Below are 22,563 nucleotides of genomic sequence, written 5' to 3' on the forward strand. Positions count from 1 at the left end.
AGTAATTTATGGAATTACGAAGACCAGAATTGGCAGATAAAGAAGCGATACTTGAAATGATTGCAGAATACAAAGAGCAGGGGCTTCTCATGAATGGCGGTGTAGAAAGCACTTGGGCATGTGCAGAAAATTACGAAGATTGGTTGCAAATCAATCGTGATCAAGAGGCAGGACTGAATTTGAAAGAAGGGCGTGTTCCAGCTATTTTGTTTGCTTCCTTTGCAGATGATCGTGCATTAGGTTTTTTAGGGCTTCGTATGACACTAAATGATTTTTACTTAGAGTTGGGCGGGCATATTGGCTATGGCATTCGGCCTAGTGAGCGGGGGAAAGGGTATGGTAAACAACAATTAGCCTTGGCTTTACTTGAAGCCAAAAAATTAGCGCTCTCTCCCGTTCTGATTACTTGCGATATGGATAATGCTGCTAGTCGAGCAGTGATTTTGGCCAATGGTGGAGTGTTGGAAGATGTACGAGCTGGGAAAGAGCGTTATTGGATAGAGTTGGGGTAGAAAAATGACATGGAATACACCGAAACCAGGTGAGTGGAAAAGTGAAGAGTTAAGCAAGGGGCGCATTATTGATTACAAAGCTTTTAATTTTGTAGATGGCGAAGGAGTGCGTAATTCCCTCTATGTCAGCGGCTGCATGTTTCATTGTGAGGGCTGTTACAATGTAGCAACTTGGTCTTTCAATGCAGGGATTCCTTATACGCATGAGCTGGAAGAGCAAATTATGAAAGATCTAGCAGAGCCCTATGTTCAAGGGTTGACTTTGCTTGGCGGAGAGCCTTTTCTCAATACAGGTATTCTCATTCCCTTGGTTAAGCGGATTCGTAAGGAATTGCCAAATAAAGATATTTGGTCTTGGACGGGCTACACATGGGAAGAAATGATGTTGGAAACACCCGATAAGCTGGAACTGCTGAGTCTTATTGACATCCTGGTCGATGGACGGTTTGACAAAGCCAAGAAAAATCTCATGTTGCAATTTCGCGGTTCTTCTAACCAACGAATCATTGATGTGCAAAAGTCTCTCAAAGCTGGGAAAGTGATCATTTGGGATAGACTGAATGATGGCACAGAAAGTTTTGAACAAGTTAATCGAGATAAAACAGAATAAATTTGAACCAAGGCAGGACTGAATGTTCCTGCTTTTTTGTTGTTTAAAATGTAATGGCGAAAGATTGCATTGAAAACGTATTTATAGATGAAAGTTTTAAGAATTTTTAAAGAACGTTTAACATTTAGTTATTTTATGCTATAATAGGGATAATAAAATGAATATTTTTGCATAGGAGTTTCAAATGGTCCAAAAAAGATCGCGCTCTTCTAAGAAGAAAAGCAATCGGATCTTAAATGTTGCTTTGCTAGTCATCTTTGTATTGTTAGCAGCATTGTTGATTTTTTCAATGTTTCGGTATAACATTCTAGCATTTCGGTACTTGAATGTTTTACTATCAATCTTGCTAGTAGCCGTAGCACTAGTGACTGGCTTTTTAATTTTTAAAAATAAAGGGCGTGTCACAACGACTATTATTCTCATTTTGGCTATTTTAGTTAGTTCAGGTGCGATGTATGCCATTAAAGAAGTACTGGATTTGTCTAATGGTCTAAATGCAACATCCAACTATTCTGAATATGAAATGAGTGTGGTGGTACCGGCAAATAGCGACATTAAAGATATTAGCCAAGTGAAAAATGTTCTAGCACCAACGGCAAATGATGCAAATAATATCAAGGCATTGACAAATAACCTAGCGCAAACTAAAAAAGTGAACCTGACGGTTGACCAGTCATCTTCTTATCTGGCAGCCTATAAGTCTTTGATGAGCGGTGAAGCGAAGGCTATGGTGCTAAATAGCGTCTTTGAAAGTGTTATCGAAAACGAATATCCAGACTACGCTTCAAAAATTAAGAAAATCTATACTTACAAGATTAGTAAAAAGATTGGAAACGCTCAGTCACCAGCTACTAATAACGATGTCTTTAACATCTATGTCAGTGGTATTGATACTTATGGCCCCGTTTCGTCTGTTTCTCGCTCTGATGTGAATATTATCATGACGGTGAATCGCAAGACGAAGAAAGTGTTGTTGACAACAACACCGCGTGATGCCTATGTGCCGATTGCTGATGGTGGTAACAATCAAAATGATAAATTAACGCATGCTGGTATTTATGGCGTGGAGGCGTCCATTCACACGTTGGAAAATCTCTACGGCATCAAAACGAATTATTATGTTCGTCTCAATTTCACTTCTTTCCTTAAACTCGTGGATTTGCTAGGTGGTATTGACGTTTATAATGATCAAGAGTTTACAAGCTTACACGGTAATTATCATTTTGGTGTAGGAGATGTTCATCTAAATTCTGAGCAGGCTCTAGGCTTTGTGCGAGAACGCTATTCATTGAGTGGTGGCGATAATGACCGTGGTAAAAACCAAGAAAAGGTCATTGCGGCTATTATTAAAAAATTGACTTCAACAAGTGCTTTGAAGAATTACAATGCTATTATTTCAGGACTACAAGATTCAGTTCAAACCAATATGAGTCTTGAAACCATGATGAGTCTAATCAACACGCAACTGGAATCTGGTGGTAGTTATACCGTGACTTCTCAGGCAGTTACAGGAGAAGGTCGGACGGACCTTCCGTCTTATGCCATGCCGGATGCCAATCTTTACATGATGGAGTTAAATCAAGATAGCTTGAATGCAGCCAAAGCGGCAATTCAGAAAGTGATGGAAGGGAAATAAGATTGATCGATATTCATTCGCATATTGTGTTTGATGTGGATGACGGTCCCAAGACACGTCAGGACACACGAGAGCTTTTGACAGAGAGTTATCGTCAAGGAGTTCGAACGATTGTTTCAACGTCTCATCGTAGAAAAGGGATGTTTGAAACACCTGAAGAAAAAATCGCAGCAAACTTTCATGAAGTTCAGCAAATCGCTAAAGAAGTAGCAGATGATCTCACTATTTTGTATGGGGCTGAAATTTATTATACCAGCGATATTTTAGAAAAACTCGATAAGAAAATCATCCCAACTTTAGGCGGAACGAGTTATGCTTTAATTGAATTTAGTATGACGACACCATATAGGGAAATCCACAGCGCTTTAAACAATGTGCTCCGTTTAGGAATTACACCAGTTGTAGCTCATATTGAGCGTTATCATTGCTTGGAGAATGAAACGAAAAAAGTGCAGGATTTGATTAACATGGGTTGTTATATGCAAATCAACAGCTCTAGCGTCCTCAAGCCAAAGTTATTTGGTGAAAAGTATAAATTCATGAAGAAGCGGGCACAATTCTTTATGGAGCAGGATTTAGTGCACTTTGTGGCGAGTGATATGCACAATTTAGGTCCACGTCCTCCTTATATGCAGGAAGCCTACCAAATCATCTCTAAAAAGTACGGCAAAGCATATGCTAATGCACTATTTCGCGAAAATCAAGAAATATTATTAAAAGACGAATTAATTTAGGAGAAGAAATGAAAAATCAAGATAATCAGACGGTGGAAATTGATGTTCTATCATTAGTTAAGACCCTCTGGAGACGAAAATTTCTCATCATTGTGACTGCTTTTGCAATGGCTATTGTTGCTTTAGGCTATAGTACCTTTATTATAAAGCCGAATTATACTAGTGCAACTCGTATTTACGTTGTAAATCGACAAGCCAATGAAAATTCCACTCTTACCAATCAAGACCTTCAAGCTGGGACATACTTGGTAAAAGACTACAAAGAAATTATTTTATCTCAAGATGTGTTAGCAAAAGTGATTGATGACTTGAAGTTAAATGTACAACCAAGCGCATTAGCTAAAAAAATCAATGTCACTGTCCCAACGGATACGCGTATTGTGTCTATTGCTGTTTCAGATGGGGATGCCAAAGAAGCTGCGCGTATTGCTAATAGTTTGCGTCAAATTGCAGCTGAAAAAATTATTGCTGTTACCAAAGTATCCGATGTAACAACGTTAGAAGAAGCAGAAGTACCAAATTCCCCTTCTTCACCAAATATTAGACGCAATACCTTGATTGGTTTTCTTGCAGGAGGGGTTTTAATCTCAGTTGTGATTCTTGTCGTTGAAGTGTTAGATGACCGAGTGAAAAAGCCAGAAGATGTGGAAGAAGCGCTGGGAATTACTCTTCTTGGAGTTGTGCCAAATATGAATAAACTATAAGAGGGGAAAATAATGCCGAGTTTAGAATTAGCTAAAAATAAAGAAAAAACGATAAAGAAAACAGAAGAATACTACAATGCCTTAAGAACTAATATTCAGCTTAGTGGGGATAATATTAAGGTCATTGCTGTCACTTCTGTACAGTCCGGAGAAGGGAAGTCAACGACTTCTACAAATCTAGCCATTGCTTTTGCACGTTCAGGATATAATACTTTACTAATTGACGCAGATATTCGTAACTCTGTCATGTCAGGGATTTTTAAAACGCGTGATAAAATCACAGGTCTGACAGATTATCTAGCTGGTGCGACAGATTTGTCAAACGGTTTATGCGAAACAAATATTGACAATCTATTTGTGATTGAAGCTGGACAAGTCTCACCCAATCCAACAGCTTTATTGCAAAGTAAAAACTTTGGTATCATGATTGATATTCTCAGAAACCATTATGATTATATCGTTGTTGATACACCACCGATTGGACTGGTCATTGATGCGGCTATCATTACTCAAAAATGTGATGCTAGCGTTTTAATCGTTGAGTCAGGAAATGTAAAACGGAAAACATTGCAAAAGGCAAAAGAACAATTAGAACAAACCGGAACGCCATTTTTGGGAGTTATTCTAAATAAATATGATATACAGTTAGAAAAATATGGCTCCTACGGAAATTATGGCAATTACGGAAATTACGGAAAGAAAAAGTAGAGATTAGCATTTAGGAGTAGGGATGTTTGAAAATAGAAATGAGTTGCAAAAAACAGGAATTGCTTTTATTCAACTAATTACAGTTTTTGTTGTGATTATGATCATAAATTTAATTTCAAACTTTAGTCTAACTAATAAAGATATTGTGATGTTAATGTTGCTACATATTGTTGCTTTTTATATTAGCAATTATAACTATCATTTTTTTCAACGTGGCTATTTAATTGAATTTACCGAGACACTGAAATACAGTGCTTTTTATGCAGTCATTATCACATTTTCTTCTTTTATGTTGGGAGGCAACTTTTCATTATCCCGTAGCAATCTCATCTTTTTTATCTTGTTGAATGCTTTGGGTGTTTATTGCATTAATCTATTAATCAAGCAATATTATGCACGAGTACATCCAAGATTAAAAAGCAGTAAAAAAGTACTCATCCTTACGGTTTCCAATCGTCTAGACAGAATTTTAAAGCAATTGACCGAAGCGCACACATTTAATGAATGTATAGTAGCTATTTCGGTATTTGATAACTCGCGTTACCAACATCCGACAATCCAAACGATACCAAAAGAATGTCTCATCGAATTTGCAACTCGCTCTGTTGTAGATGAAGTTTTTATTAGCTTGCCGAGTGATGACTATTCTATTGAAGATTTGGTTGTTCAGTTTGAGAATATGGGAATCACCGTTAATGTGAATATTAACGCCTTGGATTTTCAAATTGGTGAGAAGAAGCTTCAAGAAATTGCTGGCTTTAGCGTGGTCACTTTTTCAACAAATTTCTACAATTATAGTCACATCATTGCTAAAAGAGTTTTGGATGTCATTGGTTCTCTCTTTGGACTTCTTATATGTGGAATTGCAGCGCTTTTCCTAGTTCCAATGATTCGTAAAGATGGCGGACCAGCAATTTTTGTTCAAGAACGTGTTGGAAAAAACGGTCGGATTTTTAAATTTTACAAATTTCGCTCTATGTACGTAGATGCCGAGGAACGCAAAAAAGAGCTGATGGCACATAATACCATGAGTGGTGGGATGTTCAAAATGGATGATGACCCACGGATTACACCTATTGGAAAATTCATTCGGAAAACCAGTCTAGATGAGCTTCCACAATTTTGGAATGTTCTTAAAGGTGATATGAGCTTAGTTGGTACGCGTCCGCCAACTGTGGATGAGTATGAAAAATACACACCTGAACAGAAAAAACGTTTGAGTTTCAAACCAGGCATCACAGGCCTCTGGCAAGTCAGCGGCCGCAGTGAAATCACGAATTTTGATGATGTTGTAAAGCTAGATGTGTCCTATATTGATGATTGGACTATCTGGTCAGATATTAAAATTTTACTAAAGGCTGTCAAAGTTGTATTAATGAAAGATGGAGCGAAGTAGGTGAGACTTCGCTTCCTTGATAGGAGAAAGATGAAGAAGTCAGTTTATATCATAGGCTCAAAAGGAATCCCTGCCAAGTATGGTGGCTTTGAAACCTTTGTTGAGAAATTAACAGAATATCAGCAAGATAGTAGTATACAGTACTATGTAGCCTGTATGCGTGAAAATTCAGCTAAGTCTGGAATCACAGATGACCAGTTTAAGCATAACGGGGCAATTTGTTTCAATATTGACGTGCCTAATATTGGGCCAGCTAGAGCCATTGCCTATGATATTGCTGCTGTAAATAGAGCGATTGAAATCGCTAAAGCAAATAGGGATGAGGCTCCTATTTTCTATATTTTAGCTTGTCGTATTGGGCCTTTTATCGCTGGGCTCAAGAAAAAAATTAAAGCTATCGGAGGCAGTTTATTTGTCAATCCTGATGGACATGAGTGGCTCCGATCAAAATGGAGTTTCCCCGTCCGTAAGTATTGGAAATACTCAGAGCAACTCATGGTCAAGCATGCGGACTTATTGGTTTGCGATAGTAAAAATATCGAAACATATATCCGAGAAGACTATAAACAGTATCGGCCCAAGACGACTTACATCGCCTACGGGACAGATACAAGTAAGTCTGTTTTAAAACCTGAGGACGAAAAAGTTCGTAGTTGGTATCAGGAAAAGGGTGTTGCTGAAAACGGATATTATCTAGTTGTGGGACGATTCGTTCCCGAAAACAACTATGAGACCATGATTCGTGAATTTATGAAGTCTAATTCTAAAAAAGACTTTGTTCTCATTACAAATGTGGAACAAAATAAGTTTTACGATCAGTTGCTCAAGGATACAGGCTTCGACAAAGATCCGAGAGTCAAATTTGTTGGGACTGTCTATGACCAAGAATTGCTCAAGTACATTCGTGAAAATGCTTTTGCCTATTTCCATGGGCATGAGGTTGGAGGGACCAATCCTTCTCTACTGGAAGCTCTAGCATCTACAAAACTGAATTTGTTGCTAGATGTTGGCTTTAACCGTGAGGTTGGTGAAGACGGGGCTATTTATTGGAAAAAAGACGAGTTGGCACGCGTCATTGAGGAAGTAGAGGGATTTGATCAGGCAGCAATAACTGACTTGGATTTCAAGTCAAGCCGAAGAATTCTCTCAGCTTTCACATGGGAAAAGATTGTTACAGACTACGAAAAAGTATTTAAAGGATAGAAATGCAGAAAATTTTATATCTCCATGCTGGTGCCGAAATGTATGGCGCCGACAAGGTTTTGTTGGAGCTTATTAAAGGTTTGAATAAAGACGAATTTGAAACGCACGTTATTTTACCCAATGCTGGTGTCTTGGTGGGTGCTCTGGAGAATGTTGGTGCTAAAGTTAAAGTTATCGATTATCCAATCTTGCGCCGTAAATATTTTAATCCTAAGGGGATTCTTGAGTATTTTGGCTCATATAACCGTTATTCAAAGCAAATCGCTGAATATGCTAAGGAAAATGGAATTACTCTCATTCACAACAATACTACTGCAGTACTTGAGGGAATTTATCTCAAACGTAAGTTGAACCTTCCTTTGATTTGGCATGTTCATGAAATTATTGTCAAACCAAAAGCAATTTCAGATTTTATCAACTTTTTGATGGGACGTTATGCTGATACGATTGTGACGGTTTCAAATGCTGTAGCCAACCACGTCAAGCAGTCTCGCTTTGTAAAAAATGACCAAGTTCAAGTCATCTATAATGGTGTTGACAATGCCGTCTATCACGAAATGGATGCCACCGCCGTCCGTGATCAGTTTGGTATCGTACAAGATGCGCTTGTCATCGGTATGATCGGACGAGTTAATGCCTGGAAAGGTCAAGGCGACTTTTTAGAAGCTGTGACTCCAATCTTGAAGGCTAATCCAAAAGCAGTTGCCTTTTTGGCAGGTAGTGCATTTGAGGGTGAAGAGTGGCGTGTGGATGAGCTGGAAAAAACCATTTCAGACTCACCAGTAGCTAGACAAATCAAGCGAATTGACTATTATAGCAAGACGACAGAACTCTATAATATGTTTGATATCTTTGTCTTGCCAAGTACCAATCCAGATCCATTACCAACAGTCGTCCTCGAATCTATGGCTTGTGGCAAACCTGTAGTGGGATATCGTCATGGAGGTGTCTGTGAGATGGTCAAGGAAGGGGAAAATGGTCTTCTTGCTACACCGAATCAGCCTGCAGAATTGTCTAAAGCTATTCAAGAATTGGCTGACAATACCGAGAAGAGAGAGCAATTTGGTAAGGCCTCTGTCCAACGCCAAAAAGAACTCTTCTCCTTACAAAGTTATATTCGGAATTTTTCGGAGTTGTATAGGAAATACTAAGATGAATACTGAAAAAATTAAGAATAAATTAAAACCAATTATTTATCCAATTATTAACTTTATTCCTAGACGAAGACTAAAGAATAAAAATTTTACGATTATTTGTGATAATTGTTGGGCTGGAAAGGTTTATCAAGAATTGGGCTTGCCTTACCCAACTCCATTTGTAGGGATGTTTGTCTTTTCTCCTGATTACATCAAGATGCTCAAGAATTTAAAACATTATTTGAGCGGGAACATCCCCTTGAAATTTGTTAAAGAATCAAAATATATCAAAGACTTTGATAATGCCTATCCTTTAGCACTACTTGATGATATTGAACTTCATTTCCTGCATTATGCAGATGAGGAAGAAGCAACTCAAAAATGGCAACGCCGTTTGGAAAGAATTTATTGAGATAATTTGTATTTTAAGTTCAATGATAATGATATTTGTACTTATGAATTGATGAAAGAGTTCGAAGAATTATAGTGATTTACCTTCCTTGATTCATTTTAAATCAGCCGAGAAGCAAGGGCATGTTGGTATCGATTTGAAGACTTACCACCGATATTTTAATGCTGTTACTTGGTTGAATAAGGGTGGGGAAGATTTAACATAAAATAAAAATTTAGGTGAAGAATCCATGAAACCACTTTTAACTGTTGTCATTCCAGTTTATAATGTTGAAAAGTATTTAAAACGTTGTGTAGAAAGCGTTCTTGTCCAAGAGTGGCATAATTATGATATTTTACTTGTAGATGATGGAAGTACTGATAGTTCTTCTCAAATCTGTGATGATTATGTTAAGGCGTATGACTTTATCTCAGTTATTCATAAAGAAAATGGAGGGCTTTCTGAAGCTCGCAATACTGGTATTTCACATGCTAAGGGTGACTATGTTTATTTCCCTGATTCTGATGACTGGCTGGAACCACAAACTTTTAAAGAATTAGCAGAGGTGCTGGAATCTCGAGAATTTGACATTATTTCTTTTAATCGTGAGTTTGTCAAAGGTGAAGAAGATGTTATAGTTTCGGATTCAGTAGTGACTCAAGTCTTTGAAGGTAAAGACGCTTTTGTCCAAATGCTCAAGCATAGTTATATCACAGGTTTTGCCAACGACAAAATATATAAAAAGTCTTTATTTGTTGATAATAATATTTCTTTTCCGAAAGGAAAATATTATGAAGACTTGGGAACGAATTACAAGCTCTTCCTCTCAGCTAAGAATGTCTTTGCTACCAATCAAAAGTATTATCACTATTTAATTGATAATCCTGATTCCATCACACAGTCTTGGAATGAGCAGAAGTTTAGAGATATGTTTGGGTTCTACAAAGAAGTTTTTTATTCTGATTTTGTTTGTTCACAATTAAATCAAGAAGAATTACAAATTTCACAGCTATATTATGTGAATGGCTTGACTCATATCTTGGCAAGTTTATATAAATCTAAATTAGATAAAAAATATATAGACATTACTAATGAAGTGAAACAAGAATTACTTAAGAATAGTGTTTCTCTTTCTCAAATGAAAGACCAACCAAATAAGTTAAAATATATACTGTTTAGACTTAAAGTATTAAAACTAGCCTTCAGTATTCAAAACATTTTCTGATATGATATGGGAGTTTAATTTGAAATACTCTGTTATTATTCCAGTCTATAACGTTGAGAAATACATTGATCGTTGTTTAAAAAGTGTTATTTCTCAGAATTATGATGACTTGGAGATTATAGTGATAGATAATGGTTCTACAGATCGTAGTGGTCATATCTGTGAAACTTATGCTAGCCAATATGATAATATTTCAGTCTATCATATTGAAAACCACGGTGTTGGTTCTGCCCGTAATTTTGGCTTATCCAAAGCTAAGGGAGAGTTCATCTACTTCGCTGATAGCGATGATTATCTTGTAGGAAATCTCTTTTCGGACTTTGCTGATAAGTTGGTATCAGACTTAGATTTAGTGGTATTTAGTTATTACAATTCTTTTGAGCAAGAGTTAACTGAGAAGTATCGTACGAAAAAGTGTCTTCCTCATAGTGGATTATACGATAAAAATGATTTTATCACGATATTTACAGATTTATTTTTATCAGATATGCTTTATACTGTGTGGAATAAAATTTATCGTAGAGAGTTTCTTCTTGAAAATAATATTTCTTTTGAGAAGTATGAGTTGGGTGAAGATGTGCGCTTCAATCTGAATGTTTATCGTAATGTGAACAGGGTTTATCTTTCTCAAGAGTCCTACTATGTTTATGTCATCGGCAGGAAGGGTTCTGCTATGTCGGGCTATAACCCTAAGCGTCTTCAGTATCAGCTTCAAGAGTTGAAGTTGGTTGATAACTTATTAAAGGATTGGCATATAGATAGTTCAAATCTTGATAATACTGTAAAGGCAAGAATATTGATGAGCAATATTCACAATATTTCTAAGCAAAAATTACCAGTTACAAAAAAAGTTAAGCTCGTTAAAGAAATTTGTAAAAGCAAAGATATGGCAGATTTTATTAGGAATGATTCTTCACTATTAAATCCCCTCATAAAAATGCTGTTAAAATGTCGAATTTATATTATTTTGATTTACCTCAAGAAAATGCAGATGATATTACAGCATTAATAAGAATAATTGAAAGGTATGGAAAGTACTTGTGAATAGCAGTCGCTTTATTTCAGAGAAAATCTATTTATTTACACTCTTTGTTTGGGTATTATTTGCATCTCTGGTAACTACAACTTATTTCGTTAGACTAGACGGTTTCTTGGCACTTTATCGTATATTACTTTATTTTACGTTAGTAATGATTGCGATAAAAGAACTCATCAACCTTCCTAACACAATTAATTATTTCAGATTTCACTTGAAGGAATTATTAGTTTTCTTATTATTTACCCTGACAATGTTAATTGTGTCAAAAAATCGTGATGGTCTTCCTGATATAAACGTCTTACTGTTAGTATTTTCAGCTAGGGATATAGAGTTCAAGAAATTATTAGGTACCTTCTCCTTAGCGACATTCTCAGTTCTCATTGTCACTATTTTGGCTAGTAAGATGGGAATTATTTCAAATATGTTGATGAGTGCAGATGGTGGTTATCGTTATAGTCTTGGATTTAACTATGTTTCCTTTGCTTCTCAACGTATGTTCTTTGCATTATGTAGTTATCTTATGTTTAGAGGGAAGAAGATTTCCTACCTTGAGTTGTTAGCTCTGTTGATGTCTACCATTTATATGTATCAACAGACTTCGACATCTAGTCCATTTTACTTAAGCATTTTGATACTAACCTATGCTTTGTTGAGTATTAAAATCTTTAAAAAAGAGTTTATCATTGGAAACTTCTGGACAAAGACACTTGTGCAGTACGGTTTTATTTTAGCTTTAGTGATTGTCTTGTATTTTTGTTTTTATTCATCTGGGAATTTATTTCACTTAGTCGATCAATTTACGCATAATCGCTTGCGTCTCAGTGTCAATGGTTTTCAAAATTTTGGGGTATCTTGGTTAGGGCAACCAATTTCCTTTACAACTCTTGATATGTTTGGAAATTTCACTAGTAATTACAATTTTATTGATAGCTCTTTTGTTCAATTATTGGTTATTGATGGCTTGATTGTCAGTGCATTTATGTTGTTTGCATTGACAAAAGTGATGCGTTATTTTGTGTCTATTCAAAAAGATATCGTACTGGCTTGCTTAGGAATTATGATTATCCATGGTATGTTTGATCCTCAGATGTTAGTTCTTCGTTATTCTCCATTAATCTTATTTATCAGTCGCCTATTTATTGTGAATGAGGATACAAAAATTGAATAAAGAAGAGTATTCGTCAAATTCAAAGGAAGGCTAAAACAAGTTATTGTACTTATGAAAGTTTTAAAAAATTACGCCTACAATCTCTCCTACCAGCTGCTGGTGATTATTTTACCGATTATCACCACCCCGTATGTCACTCGGGTATTTAGCTCTGAAGATTTAGGAACTTACGGCTATTTCAACTCCATTGTTACCTACTTTATCCTTTTAGCGACTTTAGGAGTGGCCAATTACGGTACTAAGGAAATTTCAGGACAACGGAAAGACATCCGAAAAAATTTTTGGGGGATCTATACCCTCCAGTTAGTCGCAACATTTGTATCTCTCCTCCTTTATGCTTTGTTTTGCTTGATGCTTCCATCCATGCAAAATCCTGTAGCCTATATTTTGGGACTCAGTTTGGTTTCAAAAGGGCTCGATATCTCCTGGCTTTTTCAGGGCTTAGAGGACTTCCGCAAGATTACGGTGCGAAATATTACGGTTAAGCTAGTCGGAGTCATCTCCATCTTCTTGTTCGTTAAATCTGCCAATAATCTTTATCTCTATGTATTCTTACTAACCATCTTTGAGCTGTTAGGTCAGCTGAGCATGTGGTTACCTGCCCGCGAATTTATTGGGAAAGCCTATTTCGATATGGCCTATGCACGGGTGCATTTAAAACCGGTCATTCTGCTCTTTTTACCGCAGATTGCCATTTCCCTCTATGTTACTCTTGACCGGACCATGCTGGGGGCTCTCGCCTCTACAAAGGATGTCGGGATTTACGACCAGGCTTTAAAACTCGTCAATATTTTGTTGACCTTGGTGACGTCTCTGGGAAGTGTCATGTTGCCTCGGGTATCAAGCCTCTTGTCCTCAGGAGATCACAAGGCTGTCAACAAGATGCACCAGATGTCTTTTTTGATTTATAATTTGGTCATTTTCCCGATTATTGCTGGCATGCTGATTGTCAATGATGACTTTGTTCAATTCTTCCTAGGGAAGGATTTCCAGGATGCGCGTTATGCCATTGCCATCATGATTTTTAGAATGTTCTTTATCGGATGGACCAATATCATGGGGATTCAAATTCTCATCCCGCATGATAAAAACAAAGAATTTATGCTATCCACCACCATTCCTGCTATTGTCAGTGTGGGGTTGAATTTGCTCTTCTTGCCTCATTTTGGTTTTATCGGCGCGGCTATTGTATCAGTTCTAACGGAGTCACTGGTATGGTTCATTCAATTGTACTATACCCTTCCTTATCTTAAGGAAGTACCGATTCTTGGGTCTATGGCAAAAATTGTATGCGCATCTGCTATGATGTATGGCTTGTTGCTATGTGCAAAACCATTCTTGCATTTTTCACCTACTTTAAATGTTCTTGTGTATGCAGTGCTTGGCGGCCTCATTTACCTGTTTGCTATTCTAGCTCTGAAAGTAGTAGATGTGAAAGAATTAAAACAAATAATAGGGAAAAATTAGAAATGAAGAAAATACGTAATATAAACTTAGATTTGATTAAAATAATTGCTTGTATCGGAGTTGTTTTGCTTCACACTACGATGCCAGGGTTTAAGGAAACAGGGCAATGGAATTACTCATCTTATTTATATTATTTAGGTACTTATTCAATTCCCTTGTTTTTTATGGTGAATGGTTATTTATTATTGGGCAAAAGCAAGATAACATATCCCTATATACAACATAAAATAAAATGGGTTCTAATAACAGTGTCGTCATGGACTGTTATCATCTGGTTACTTAAAAGAGACTTCACAATTAATCCAATTAAAAAAATTTTGGCTTCTTTGATACAAGAGGGTTATTTCTTCCAATTTTGGTTTTTTGGCTCATTGATACTAATTTATTTATGTTTGCCGATATTGAAGAAGTATTTACATTCAAAAAGAAGTTATTTGTACTTTCTATCTGTATTAACAATTATTGGTTTGTTTTTTGAATTGATAAATTTTTTGCTTCAAATGCCAGTGCAAATTTATGTTATACAAACGTTTAGATTATGGACTTGGTTCTTTTACTACATTTTAGGTGGTTTTGTAGCACAATTCAATATAGATAATTTAAAATCAATCTTTAAGGGATGGATGAAAATAGTTAGCATACTTTTGTTATTGATTTCACCGATAATATTATTTTTCATAGCAAAAAATATTTATCATAATCTTTTTGCTGAATATTTTTATGACATTCTTTTGGTAAAAGTAATTAGTTTAGGACTATTTCTTACCTTATTGACGCTAACCATTGATGCTTCTAAACATAGAATGATCTACTTGTTATCAGTCCAAACGATGGGAGTATTTATTATACATACCTATGTTATGCAAATATGGCAAAAGTTGATAGGGTTTAACATAGTGGGTGCATACTTATTTTTCCCTGTTTTCACATTAATGATTAGTTTTCTAATAAGTATGACATTAATGAAAATCCCTTATATCAATCGAATAGTTAAATTATAAAAAGGAGTTTATAATGTACGATTATCTTATCGTTGGTGCTGGTTTGTCTGGAGCAATCTTCGCACACGAAGCTACAAAACGTGGCAAAAAAGTAAAAGTGATTGACAAGCGTGATCACATTGGCGGAAATATTTACTGTGAAAATGTTGAAGGAATCAATGTTCACAAGTACGGTGCCCACATTTTCCATACCTCAAACAAAAAGGTTTGGGATTATGTCAACCAATTTGCTGAATTTAACAACTATATCAATTCCCCTATTGCTAACTATAAGGGCAGTCTTTATAATCTTCCATTTAACATGAATACCTTCTATGCTATGTGGGGCACTAAGACTCCGCAAGAAGTTAAAGACAAGATTGCTGAGCAAACGGCTGATATGAAAGATGTTGAACCTAAAAACTTGGAAGAACAAGCAATCAAGTTGATTGGTCCAGATATCTATGAAAAATTGATCAAAGGATACACGGAAAAACAATGGGGACGTTCTGCAACAGACCTTCCACCATTTATCATTAAACGTCTTCCAGTTCGCTTGACCTTCGATAATAACTACTTTAACGACCGTTACCAAGGGATTCCAATCGGTGGCTACAATGTCATTATTGGAAATATGCTTGGCGACGTAGAAGTTGAATTAGGCGTTGACTTCTTTGCCAACCGAGAAGAACTGGAAAGCTCAGCAGCAAAGGTTGTGTTTACGGGTATGATTGACCAGTATTTTAATTATAAACACGGAGAGCTTGAGTATCGTAGCCTGCGTTTTGAACATGAAGTTTTGGATGAGGAAAACTATCAAGGAAATGCTGTAGTCAACTATACAGAGCGTGAGATCCCTTACACTCGTATCATTGAGCATAAGCACTTCGAGTATGGAACCCAACCGAAGACGGTCATCACCCGCGAATACCCAGCTGATTGGAAACGTGGAGATGAGCCATACTACCCAATCAATGATGAAAAGAACAATGCTATGTTTGCCAAGTACCAAGAAGAAGCTGAGAAAAATGACAAGGTCATTTTCTGTGGACGTCTAGCAGACTATAAATACTACGACATGCACGTGGTCATTGAGCGTGCTTTGGAAGTCGTAGAGAAAGAATTTACTAAATGACAGAAGATAAGATTGATATCGTGGTTCTCTGGGTTGACGGGAGTGATCCGGAGTTTATCCGTGAGAAACAAGCTGTGACTGGTCAAGTGGCAGATTTGGACCAAGAAATCGACGGAGAGCAGCGTTATCGTGATTACGGGATTTTTAATTACTGGTTTCGAATGATTGAAAATCATGCTCCTTGGGTAAATCGTGTTTACTTAGTCACCAATGGCCAAAAACCGGAATGGTTGAACTTGGAGCATCCAAAACTCAAGTTGGTCACTCATAAGGAGTTTATCCCTAAAGAGTATCTACCTACCTATAATTCAGCGGCTATTGAACTCAACCTCCATCGGATTGAGGGCTTGTCGGAGAATTATTTGTATTTCAATGATGATGTGTACTTGATTAGAGATAGTCAACCTTCGGATTTTTATAAGAATGGGCAACCTAAGCTTTTAGCTGTATATGATGCTTTAGTTCCTTGGTCACCATTTACGAATACTTATCACAATAATGTTGAATTGATTTATCGCCATTTTCCTAATAAGAAGGCACTAAAGTCCTCGCCTTGGAAATTTTTCAATCATCGTTATGGGTATTTAGTTTTGAAAAACTTGCTACTTTTGCCATGGGGGCCAACAGGCTATGTGAATAACCATTTAGCTGCACCTATGAAAAAGAGTACCTTGGCACATTTATGGGACATTGAGGGTGAAACATTAGATAGAACGTCACGAAATAAAATTAGAGACTATGGAGTAGATGTTAATCAATACATCTGTCAGCATTGGCAGATTGAAAGTAATCAGTTTTATCCTATGTCAAAGAATTTTGGAGAGTCGATAGACCTGAATCAAGTGGATCGATTAGAGAGTATCTTTAAAGATAAACATAAAAAACTGCTTTGTGTAAATGATGATGTTGACTCTAAAGAGGAGAATATCATTCGTTTTAAGTAAATATTGAAAGAACGCTATCCTGAAAAATCAGCTTTTGAAAAATGAGAAATAAGAGATGAAATACTATTTAAAAGAAGAATTTTTACACGATAATAATGTTAAAAATGCCGGTAATAAGGCACGTAATGATGTTGAAGAAATTGTAAAGAGAGAAGGTTATCAAGCCTTGGTTCTTTCAGTTGATAATTGGTACGAGATGAGTACACTTAAAGCACAGCTTCATAAATCCAAGGCTTTTGGTCAGGCCTTGGCTCAACTAAAGCAAGGTGATGAGTTATTGATCCAGTTCCCAATGCTTCATCATAGTTTTTTCACAACACATCATGTAAAGAAAGCACAGAAAAAAGGCGTAAAAGTTCATTTTATTATCCACGATTTAGAAGCTCTTCGTTATGTTAATGTTGAGAATTTTCCTTTGAAGCATAAGATTCGAGTTCAAATTCAAGAGTCAGGTCTGCTTGGTGCAGCTGATGGGATTATTGCCCATAATCCTATTATGAAATCTGTTTTGGTAAATAAAGGAGTTGCAGAAGATAAGATTGTGAGTCTTGGAATTTTTGATTATTTGATTCCAAATTTCCAAGAAAAAAGTGGACTGACAAAAGACCAGCCAATCATTGTAGCTGGCAATTTGGCTCAGGAAAAAGCTGGTTATCTTTACTCTCTTCCTGAAGAACCTGCTTATAACCTTTATGGTGTTGGCTTCGACGAGAGCAGAGCTCTTGCGAATGAGACTTACTTTGGGTCCTTCTTACCTGACGAGTTACCAGCAGCTCTTGAGGGTGGTTTTGGTCTTGTCTGGGATGGTGATAGCGCTGAGACATGTAGTGGTGTATTTGGTGAGTACCTTCGCTATAACAACTCGCACAAGGCTTCACTTTATTTAGCGGCAGGCTTCCCTGTAGTTGTTTGGGAAGAGTCAGCACTGGCTCATTTTGTGATAGATAAACAGTGTGGTCTAGTTGTTTCTTCTCTTTCTGATTTAAAAGAAAATTTAGATACCTTGTCAGAAGAGCAATACAAAGAAATGTTAGAAAATGCTAAACAAATTGGTAGTAAACTTCGGCAAGGGCAATATTTGAGGACTGCACTATCAAAATTGAAGTGAGATTGTTATTATGAAGTGATAGTCTTATAAGACAGATTTTAATCATAGGTGGTGCAGGTTATATCGGTAGCTACATAGTAGTGGAATTATTAAAAAGTGGCTATGATGTTGTAGTTGTAGATGATTTTTCAAATAGTTCGCTTCAGGTCTTAGATAGATTAAAAACTATTACAGGTGTGACGGTTCCTTTTTATCAAGGTTCTATTGCAGACAAAAAGTTTATGAGTCAGGTATTTGAGGAAAATCATATTGATGCAGTGATTCATTTTACAGTTTATGAGGCAGTTGGTGAGTTTGTGCAAGAACCATTAAAATATTAGCCAATCTCAAATTTCAACATAGTAAAGTATTTAATCGTAAATGATTATCAAAAAGGTTACTCCCCAACTCCCAAATGTCAAAATTCTTCCCTGAAATGTCACTTTCTAGCGCCCTACCTACCTTTTGGCTCTAAAATGAGACCAGATATGTTTCTTGTCCCGAAACCTCTCCTTTTTGCGCTAAACTAGTGTTAAAGCAAAAAGATTGGAGTTATGATGGAAATTCAAGAAATTTATAATCAATTCAGAGATTACTATGGGGAGCTTGAGGCTGAGTATGCCCATTGTCAAAAGGCTAGCATGGAGTGGGAAAGCCTGCGTCTGCACTATCTGATATACTACCTGATACGCTACGGTATCGGGGAGATGAAGTTTTTTAATGCCTATCATTATCGGGCAGCTTATCGCTGGTATTTGCAGTCCTTGATGCTGAGCTCGGCTTGATATTTAGAGGCTGGGACAAAAGTCCTAGCCTCTAAATTGTCTTTGGATTGTCGAGCAAGACGCAGTGGTTGAGTGTAACCGCCCAATAACAAGGTATATTGAAAAAACGTTCCAAAGTTGATTTGACTCTGGAACGTTTTCTATTTGCACTTTTCCTGAATAGTTTCAGCCCATGGTAAATAAGGGCTCTTTTCTACCATTTTTTCTACCATTTTTCAAGTCTATCAAGGCTTTAAGTAAAAAAAGAGATAAGACAGTAGCTATTCTGAGGTTACTGTCTTATTTTTAACACTTTTTGATCCATAAAATGGCATGCTAAAAAACACCTCATCTGGTATTTTTTGAAACAAGGTGTTACAATAATACGACATAGACAGCCTTATCGATTTTGGGTCAAAGAATAATCGTAAAGTTTGTTATGCGTAATGAGGTAATACATTGTTCGAATGAGACGATGTATAGAGGCAATCGTATGTGGCTTAGTTGAAGCTATTGTCGATTGTCTTTTTCGTTTCTCATAAAAGTCAGCGATATGGCAGGGATTGGTATGACTAGCTGAAGCGATGTTGTGAATGCACTTGAACAAGATTTTTCTGGCATAGGGATTACCTCGTTTAGTGATGTGTTCCTTAGCGAGAAAGTTCCCAGATTCATAGTGTCTCAGGTCAATGCCAATAAAGGCGTTGATTTGATTGGCAGAGTGAAATCGACGAATATCTCCCAATTTGCCAATGATAGATGTCGCTGTGGTTTCTGCGATGCCAGGAATTGACCGTAAGATGTCATACTCTGGTAAAGGCTGAGCTAGAGCTACCATGTCGTTTAAGACAACTTGTCTGCGTTCAGAAAGACGAAGCAATTCTTGAGCATAGTAACGAACCTCTTCAAGCATTGGAGAGGTTTTCTTGACCGCACAAAAAGATTGTTTAGCGAGTTTTATAAGTTTATCAGTCAGGTAAGCAATACGCTTTTCAGAGATGCGTTTGGAGGTAGATTGACGGATAATCTCATACAAGTCACTTTGAGATAGGCTTAATACAAACTCTTTACATGGAAAAGCCATCACTAAGTTCCAATATTGCTCTCCAGTTGGTGTGGATAAGAGATTTTCCAATTCAGGAAAGGTGACTTGTAGAACCTTGTGCAGACGGTTTTTAGCTCGAACAAGATCTTCAGTCATATTTTGATAGAAACGGCTTAAATCACGCAGGTGTTGATAAACTTCTTCCTGCACGTAAGTTGGTTTACGATTGTGCACAAGCTGAGATTTAGCCAACTTTTCAGCGTCAATTTTATCTGTTTTACGAACTCGCAGACTGTCCAATTGCTTCTTAGCTTCCAGTGGATTTAGCCGTGTATAAGCGTAACCACATTCCTCAAGAAAAGCCTGAAGACGTCGAGAATAGACGCCTGTGGCCTCAAATATAATCTCAGGGTTATGAATAGTTTTCAAGTCCCCCAACAGGCGATTGAATCCAATGGCATCATTGAGTATGGAGTAGCCATGAACCTTCTCACCGTTGACTAAAATTGCCACCTCAGAACTTGTTTTACTTACATCAATTCCAAATACTGCACGCATGACATTACCTCTTTTGTCTTGAATAATTCCATGTTTTAGTGATTTTATTTTCAATACGCGACGTTTAGCGTCCCACATACTTTGATCAAACTCCACCTAAAACAAGGTGTCTTGCCAGTTTGTCAAGCGACGTCTAGCGCCATAGAGCCCTACGACTTTACAAGACACCACTACTTTAACATAAAGAAAAAGTAGTGAGTACTCTCTCCCGTCGGAGATTTCTTCACTACTAATCTTAGTATGTTTTCTTCTAATTCTTGCAGAAATGATAGAGCTCGGTTTTGAGCTATGAGATTTGATTCGCCACCCGGTAGAGAACTGTCAGGATTTTGCCAAAGTTGCTTGAGTGTAGTTTCAAATGTTTGGTCGGAAACCGACTGACTGCTTAGCTTTCGTTCAATCAATCGCTTATCCAGTTGAATCGGAAGTCCAAAGGTTAGTGCCAAAGGCTCAATCGTTTCAATTGCTCGTTGGTAAGGACTAGAATAAATAGCAGAGATTGGCTTATTCTCTAGTATTTTTAATTGTGAGAGGGAAGCGAGTCCCTTTTGTGACAAAGGGCGTGTCCATTCGTCAGGTGTGTAAGTCGAATGTGCATGGCGGACAAAATAATAGGTGTTGTTCATGTAATCTAGTATATCACAACATGTGAAAATTCTATACATAAGCAAGAAATAATGCTTATTTAAGAAAAATTTTAACTTTGTCTTACGGATAGTTAATAAGAGCTTGGTAAACTTTAATCAACCATTAAAAATAAATCAAAGGAGTAAATAATATGGTTGACAAAAATCATCGTCCAGACAATCAAAGATATACAAGATGGTCGATCCGTCGGTTAAGTGTAGGTGTTGCTTCCGTAGTTGTGGCAAGCGGATTCTTTATTCTCATTAGTAATCCTGTAAATGCACAAGTTGGTTCGCAAAACAAGGTGGTGACAACAACCCCTTCAAATAGTTCGACAGACTTTGGTAAATCCATACTTGATTCGAAAGTAGGGCAAACAGAAAGCCCGTCAGCTGAAAAGAAAGAAACACCAAATACAACAAAAACCTCACAAGACTTGTCTGGCAAAACAATTCAAACACCAGATAAAAAGGTGCAAGAAAAACAAGAAATTACAAAAGAAAACAAAGTAGGCAAGTCCACCGCGGAAGCTGCGAAAAAAATCCAAAAGGCGACAGAAACGGTTATAAAAGAAGCAACTCCAAAAGCCCAAGAAGATCCAACTCTTGCTCAAGCTAAGCAATCTGTAGCGGATAACATCAAAGGTAGTACAGATGTACCAGCTTCCTTCTTACAAAACGCGACCCACCCTGGTCCCTTTACGGCAGGCGTGAACGAAGTCATTCCGTATGAACTCTTCGGTGGTGACGGTATGCTGACACGTCTCTTGTTGAAATCTTCAAATGGCGCCCCATGGTCAGATAACGGCACGGCAAAACACGCTGGCTTACTACCCTTTGCCAACATTCCAAAAGGTAAATATTTCTATCAAGTGTCACTCAATGGTAAGGCAGCCGGCAAACAAGGTAAAGCACTCTTGGATCAATTGAAAGCGAACGGTACACAAAGTTACACCGCTACCGTAACAGTTTATGGTTCAAAAGATGGTAAAGTTGACTTGAGCAATGTGATTGCGACTCGTCAAGTGACGATTAACCTTAATAGTTTGAAATCTAAAGCAGATCCTTCATTAGAACAAGCGAAGAAATCTATTTCAGAAAATATTAAAGAAAGTACGGATGTCCCAGCGTCCTTCTTACAAAATGCGAACCATCCTGGTCCATTTACGGCAGGCGTGAATGAAGTCATTCCGTACGAACTCTTCGGTGGTGATGGGATGCTAACGCGTCTTCTACTCAAATCCTCAAATGGAGCGCCATGGTCAGATAATGGCACAGCAAATCATGCAGGCTTGCCTCCGTTTGCAGGCATTCCAAAGGGCAAATATTTCTACCAAGTTTCATTGGATGGCAATGCAGCAGGCAAACAAGGTAGGGCACTTTTAGACCAACTGAAGGCCAACGGCACTCATACTTACACTGCGACTGTTAAGGTTTACGGTGCAACCAAAGATGGCAAGGCCGATTTGAACAACGTGATTGCGACTCGTCAAGT

At 37.3% G+C, this 22,563-nt stretch carries 21 protein-coding genes and 2 pseudogenes; 21 read left to right on the forward strand and 2 right to left on the reverse strand.

Annotated features, from left to right (window positions below):
- Nucleotides 1-8: 8 nt before the first annotated feature.
- The 20 genes and pseudogenes from HMPREF2634_RS03860 (at nt 9) to comW (ending at nt 18,860) form a co-directional block, all read left to right on the forward strand.
- Nucleotides 9-512 carry a GNAT family N-acetyltransferase gene (locus tag HMPREF2634_RS03860; RefSeq protein ID WP_057489835.1) on the forward strand — a complete coding sequence of 168 codons (504 nt, stop codon included), beginning with the start codon at nt 9-11 and terminating at the stop codon, nt 510-512.
- A 4-nt stretch (nt 513-516) separates the two neighbouring features.
- Nucleotides 517-1,122: an anaerobic ribonucleoside-triphosphate reductase activating protein gene (nrdG, locus tag HMPREF2634_RS03865; RefSeq protein ID WP_003026610.1), complete on the forward strand. Its 606-nt coding sequence runs from the start codon at nt 517-519 to the stop codon at nt 1,120-1,122.
- A 184-nt stretch (nt 1,123-1,306) separates the two neighbouring features.
- Nucleotides 1,307-2,758: an LCP family glycopolymer transferase CpsA gene (locus HMPREF2634_RS03870; protein ID WP_003026608.1), complete on the forward strand. Its 1,452-nt coding sequence runs from the start codon at nt 1,307-1,309 to the stop codon at nt 2,756-2,758.
- Nucleotides 2,759-2,760: 2 nt separating this feature from the next.
- A complete protein-coding gene (gene cps4B / locus HMPREF2634_RS03875) occupies nt 2,761-3,492 on the forward strand; it encodes a capsular polysaccharide biosynthesis protein Cps4B (RefSeq protein ID WP_003026606.1) in 732 nt (243 codons plus the stop codon).
- Nucleotides 3,493-3,500: 8 nt separating this feature from the next.
- On the forward strand, nt 3,501-4,196 hold the full coding sequence (locus tag HMPREF2634_RS03880; protein WP_021002190.1) for a CspC family polysaccharide chain length determinant protein: 696 nt from the start codon (nt 3,501-3,503) through the stop codon (nt 4,194-4,196).
- 12 nt (nt 4,197-4,208) lie between these two features.
- The gene (locus HMPREF2634_RS03885) at nt 4,209-4,904 is read left to right on the forward strand and encodes a tyrosine-protein kinase (RefSeq protein WP_021002189.1); all 696 of its coding nucleotides are present in this window, start codon (nt 4,209-4,211) and stop codon (nt 4,902-4,904) included.
- A gap of 22 nt (nt 4,905-4,926) precedes the next feature.
- Nucleotides 4,927-6,300, forward strand: a complete 1,374-nt coding sequence (locus HMPREF2634_RS03890) for a sugar transferase (RefSeq protein ID WP_070836328.1) — start codon at nt 4,927-4,929, stop codon at nt 6,298-6,300.
- A gap of 30 nt (nt 6,301-6,330) precedes the next feature.
- Nucleotides 6,331-7,503, forward strand: a complete 1,173-nt coding sequence (gene cps2T / locus HMPREF2634_RS03895) for a beta 1-4 rhamnosyltransferase Cps2T (RefSeq protein ID WP_070836330.1) — start codon at nt 6,331-6,333, stop codon at nt 7,501-7,503.
- A gap of 2 nt (nt 7,504-7,505) precedes the next feature.
- Nucleotides 7,506-8,654 carry a glycosyltransferase family 4 protein gene (locus HMPREF2634_RS03900; protein ID WP_003026601.1) on the forward strand — a complete coding sequence of 383 codons (1,149 nt, stop codon included), beginning with the start codon at nt 7,506-7,508 and terminating at the stop codon, nt 8,652-8,654.
- 1 nt (nt 8,655) lies between these two features.
- Nucleotides 8,656-9,256 (forward strand): annotated as a pseudogene (locus tag HMPREF2634_RS03905) (DUF1919 domain-containing protein).
- 24 nt (nt 9,257-9,280) lie between these two features.
- Nucleotides 9,281-10,255 carry a glycosyltransferase gene (locus tag HMPREF2634_RS03910; RefSeq protein ID WP_003026599.1) on the forward strand — a complete coding sequence of 325 codons (975 nt, stop codon included), beginning with the start codon at nt 9,281-9,283 and terminating at the stop codon, nt 10,253-10,255.
- Nucleotides 10,256-10,274: 19 nt separating this feature from the next.
- Nucleotides 10,275-11,264, forward strand: coding sequence for a glycosyltransferase family 2 protein (locus HMPREF2634_RS03915; RefSeq protein ID WP_003026598.1), 990 nt, complete (start codon nt 10,275-10,277; stop codon nt 11,262-11,264).
- Between the two features lie 31 nt (nt 11,265-11,295).
- Nucleotides 11,296-12,462, forward strand: a complete 1,167-nt coding sequence (locus HMPREF2634_RS03920; protein ID WP_021002185.1) for a hypothetical protein — start codon at nt 11,296-11,298, stop codon at nt 12,460-12,462.
- 51 nt (nt 12,463-12,513) lie between these two features.
- Nucleotides 12,514-13,929: a flippase gene (locus tag HMPREF2634_RS03925; RefSeq protein WP_021002184.1), complete on the forward strand. Its 1,416-nt coding sequence runs from the start codon at nt 12,514-12,516 to the stop codon at nt 13,927-13,929.
- A gap of 2 nt (nt 13,930-13,931) precedes the next feature.
- Nucleotides 13,932-14,930 carry an acyltransferase gene (locus HMPREF2634_RS03930; protein WP_003040757.1) on the forward strand — a complete coding sequence of 333 codons (999 nt, stop codon included), beginning with the start codon at nt 13,932-13,934 and terminating at the stop codon, nt 14,928-14,930.
- A 13-nt stretch (nt 14,931-14,943) separates the two neighbouring features.
- Complete coding sequence (gene glf / locus HMPREF2634_RS03935) at nt 14,944-16,044, forward strand: UDP-galactopyranose mutase (protein WP_021002182.1); 1,101 nt, start codon at nt 14,944-14,946, stop codon at nt 16,042-16,044.
- Entirely contained in the window at nt 16,041-16,988 is a 948-nt protein-coding gene (locus HMPREF2634_RS03940) for a stealth family protein (protein WP_021002181.1), read from the forward strand. The genes glf and HMPREF2634_RS03940 overlap by 4 nt, the downstream gene beginning before the upstream one ends.
- 55 nt (nt 16,989-17,043) lie before the next feature.
- Nucleotides 17,044-18,096, forward strand: coding sequence for a glycosyltransferase (locus HMPREF2634_RS03945; protein WP_021002180.1), 1,053 nt, complete (start codon nt 17,044-17,046; stop codon nt 18,094-18,096).
- 26 nt (nt 18,097-18,122) lie between these two features.
- Nucleotides 18,123-18,413 (forward strand): annotated as a pseudogene (locus HMPREF2634_RS03950) (SDR family NAD(P)-dependent oxidoreductase); the annotation flags it as partial.
- A gap of 216 nt (nt 18,414-18,629) precedes the next feature.
- Entirely contained in the window at nt 18,630-18,860 is a 231-nt protein-coding gene (comW, locus tag HMPREF2634_RS03955; protein ID WP_003026583.1) for a sigma(X)-activator ComW, read from the forward strand.
- A gap of 379 nt (nt 18,861-19,239) precedes the next feature.
- Here the strand turns inward: comW and HMPREF2634_RS03960 are convergent, their stop codons facing one another.
- Both HMPREF2634_RS03960 and HMPREF2634_RS03965 read right to left on the reverse strand, forming a co-directional pair.
- A complete protein-coding gene (locus HMPREF2634_RS03960) occupies nt 19,240-20,442 on the reverse strand; it encodes an IS110 family RNA-guided transposase (RefSeq protein ID WP_070836332.1) in 1,203 nt (400 codons plus the stop codon).
- Between the two features lie 170 nt (nt 20,443-20,612).
- The gene (locus tag HMPREF2634_RS03965) at nt 20,613-21,068 is read right to left on the reverse strand and encodes a histidine phosphatase family protein (RefSeq protein WP_041784064.1); all 456 of its coding nucleotides are present in this window, start codon (nt 21,066-21,068) and stop codon (nt 20,613-20,615) included.
- Between the two features lie 152 nt (nt 21,069-21,220).
- Between HMPREF2634_RS03965 and HMPREF2634_RS10165 the strand changes: the two genes are divergently transcribed.
- Nucleotides 21,221-22,563 (forward strand): SSURE domain-containing protein (locus tag HMPREF2634_RS10165; RefSeq protein WP_257362125.1); only part of this gene is annotated, 1,343 nt, incomplete at its 3' end.

Source organism: Streptococcus sp. HMSC034B03 (assembly GCF_001838575.1).
GTDB lineage: Bacteria > Bacillota > Bacilli > Lactobacillales > Streptococcaceae > Streptococcus > Streptococcus anginosus.

Bases quoted from the DNA above. Each gene is read 5' to 3' on its own strand.
- HMPREF2634_RS03860 (WP_057489835.1), top strand. From the start codon at position 9: ATGGAATTACGAAGACCAGAATTGGCAGATAAAGAAGCGATACTTGAA.
- nrdG (WP_003026610.1), top strand. From the start codon at position 517: ATGACATGGAATACACCGAAACCAGGTGAGTGGAAAAGTGAAGAGTTA.
- HMPREF2634_RS03870 (WP_003026608.1), top strand. From the start codon at position 1,307: ATGGTCCAAAAAAGATCGCGCTCTTCTAAGAAGAAAAGCAATCGGATC.
- HMPREF2634_RS03880 (WP_021002190.1), top strand. From the start codon at position 3,501: ATGAAAAATCAAGATAATCAGACGGTGGAAATTGATGTTCTATCATTA.
- HMPREF2634_RS03885 (WP_021002189.1), top strand. From the start codon at position 4,209: ATGCCGAGTTTAGAATTAGCTAAAAATAAAGAAAAAACGATAAAGAAA.
- HMPREF2634_RS03890 (WP_070836328.1), top strand. From the start codon at position 4,927: ATGTTTGAAAATAGAAATGAGTTGCAAAAAACAGGAATTGCTTTTATT.
- cps2T (WP_070836330.1), top strand. From the start codon at position 6,331: ATGAAGAAGTCAGTTTATATCATAGGCTCAAAAGGAATCCCTGCCAAG.
- HMPREF2634_RS03900 (WP_003026601.1), top strand. From the start codon at position 7,506: ATGCAGAAAATTTTATATCTCCATGCTGGTGCCGAAATGTATGGCGCC.
- HMPREF2634_RS03910 (WP_003026599.1), top strand. From the start codon at position 9,281: ATGAAACCACTTTTAACTGTTGTCATTCCAGTTTATAATGTTGAAAAG.
- HMPREF2634_RS03925 (WP_021002184.1), top strand. From the start codon at position 12,514: ATGAAAGTTTTAAAAAATTACGCCTACAATCTCTCCTACCAGCTGCTG.
- HMPREF2634_RS03930 (WP_003040757.1), top strand. From the start codon at position 13,932: ATGAAGAAAATACGTAATATAAACTTAGATTTGATTAAAATAATTGCT.
- glf (WP_021002182.1), top strand. From the start codon at position 14,944: ATGTACGATTATCTTATCGTTGGTGCTGGTTTGTCTGGAGCAATCTTC.
- HMPREF2634_RS03940 (WP_021002181.1), top strand. From the start codon at position 16,041: ATGACAGAAGATAAGATTGATATCGTGGTTCTCTGGGTTGACGGGAGT.
- HMPREF2634_RS03945 (WP_021002180.1), top strand. From the start codon at position 17,044: ATGAAATACTATTTAAAAGAAGAATTTTTACACGATAATAATGTTAAA.
- comW (WP_003026583.1), top strand. From the start codon at position 18,630: ATGATGGAAATTCAAGAAATTTATAATCAATTCAGAGATTACTATGGG.
- HMPREF2634_RS03960 (WP_070836332.1), bottom strand. From the start codon at position 20,442: ATGCGTGCAGTATTTGGAATTGATGTAAGTAAAACAAGTTCTGAGGTG.
- HMPREF2634_RS03965 (WP_041784064.1), bottom strand. From the start codon at position 21,068: ATGAACAACACCTATTATTTTGTCCGCCATGCACATTCGACTTACACA.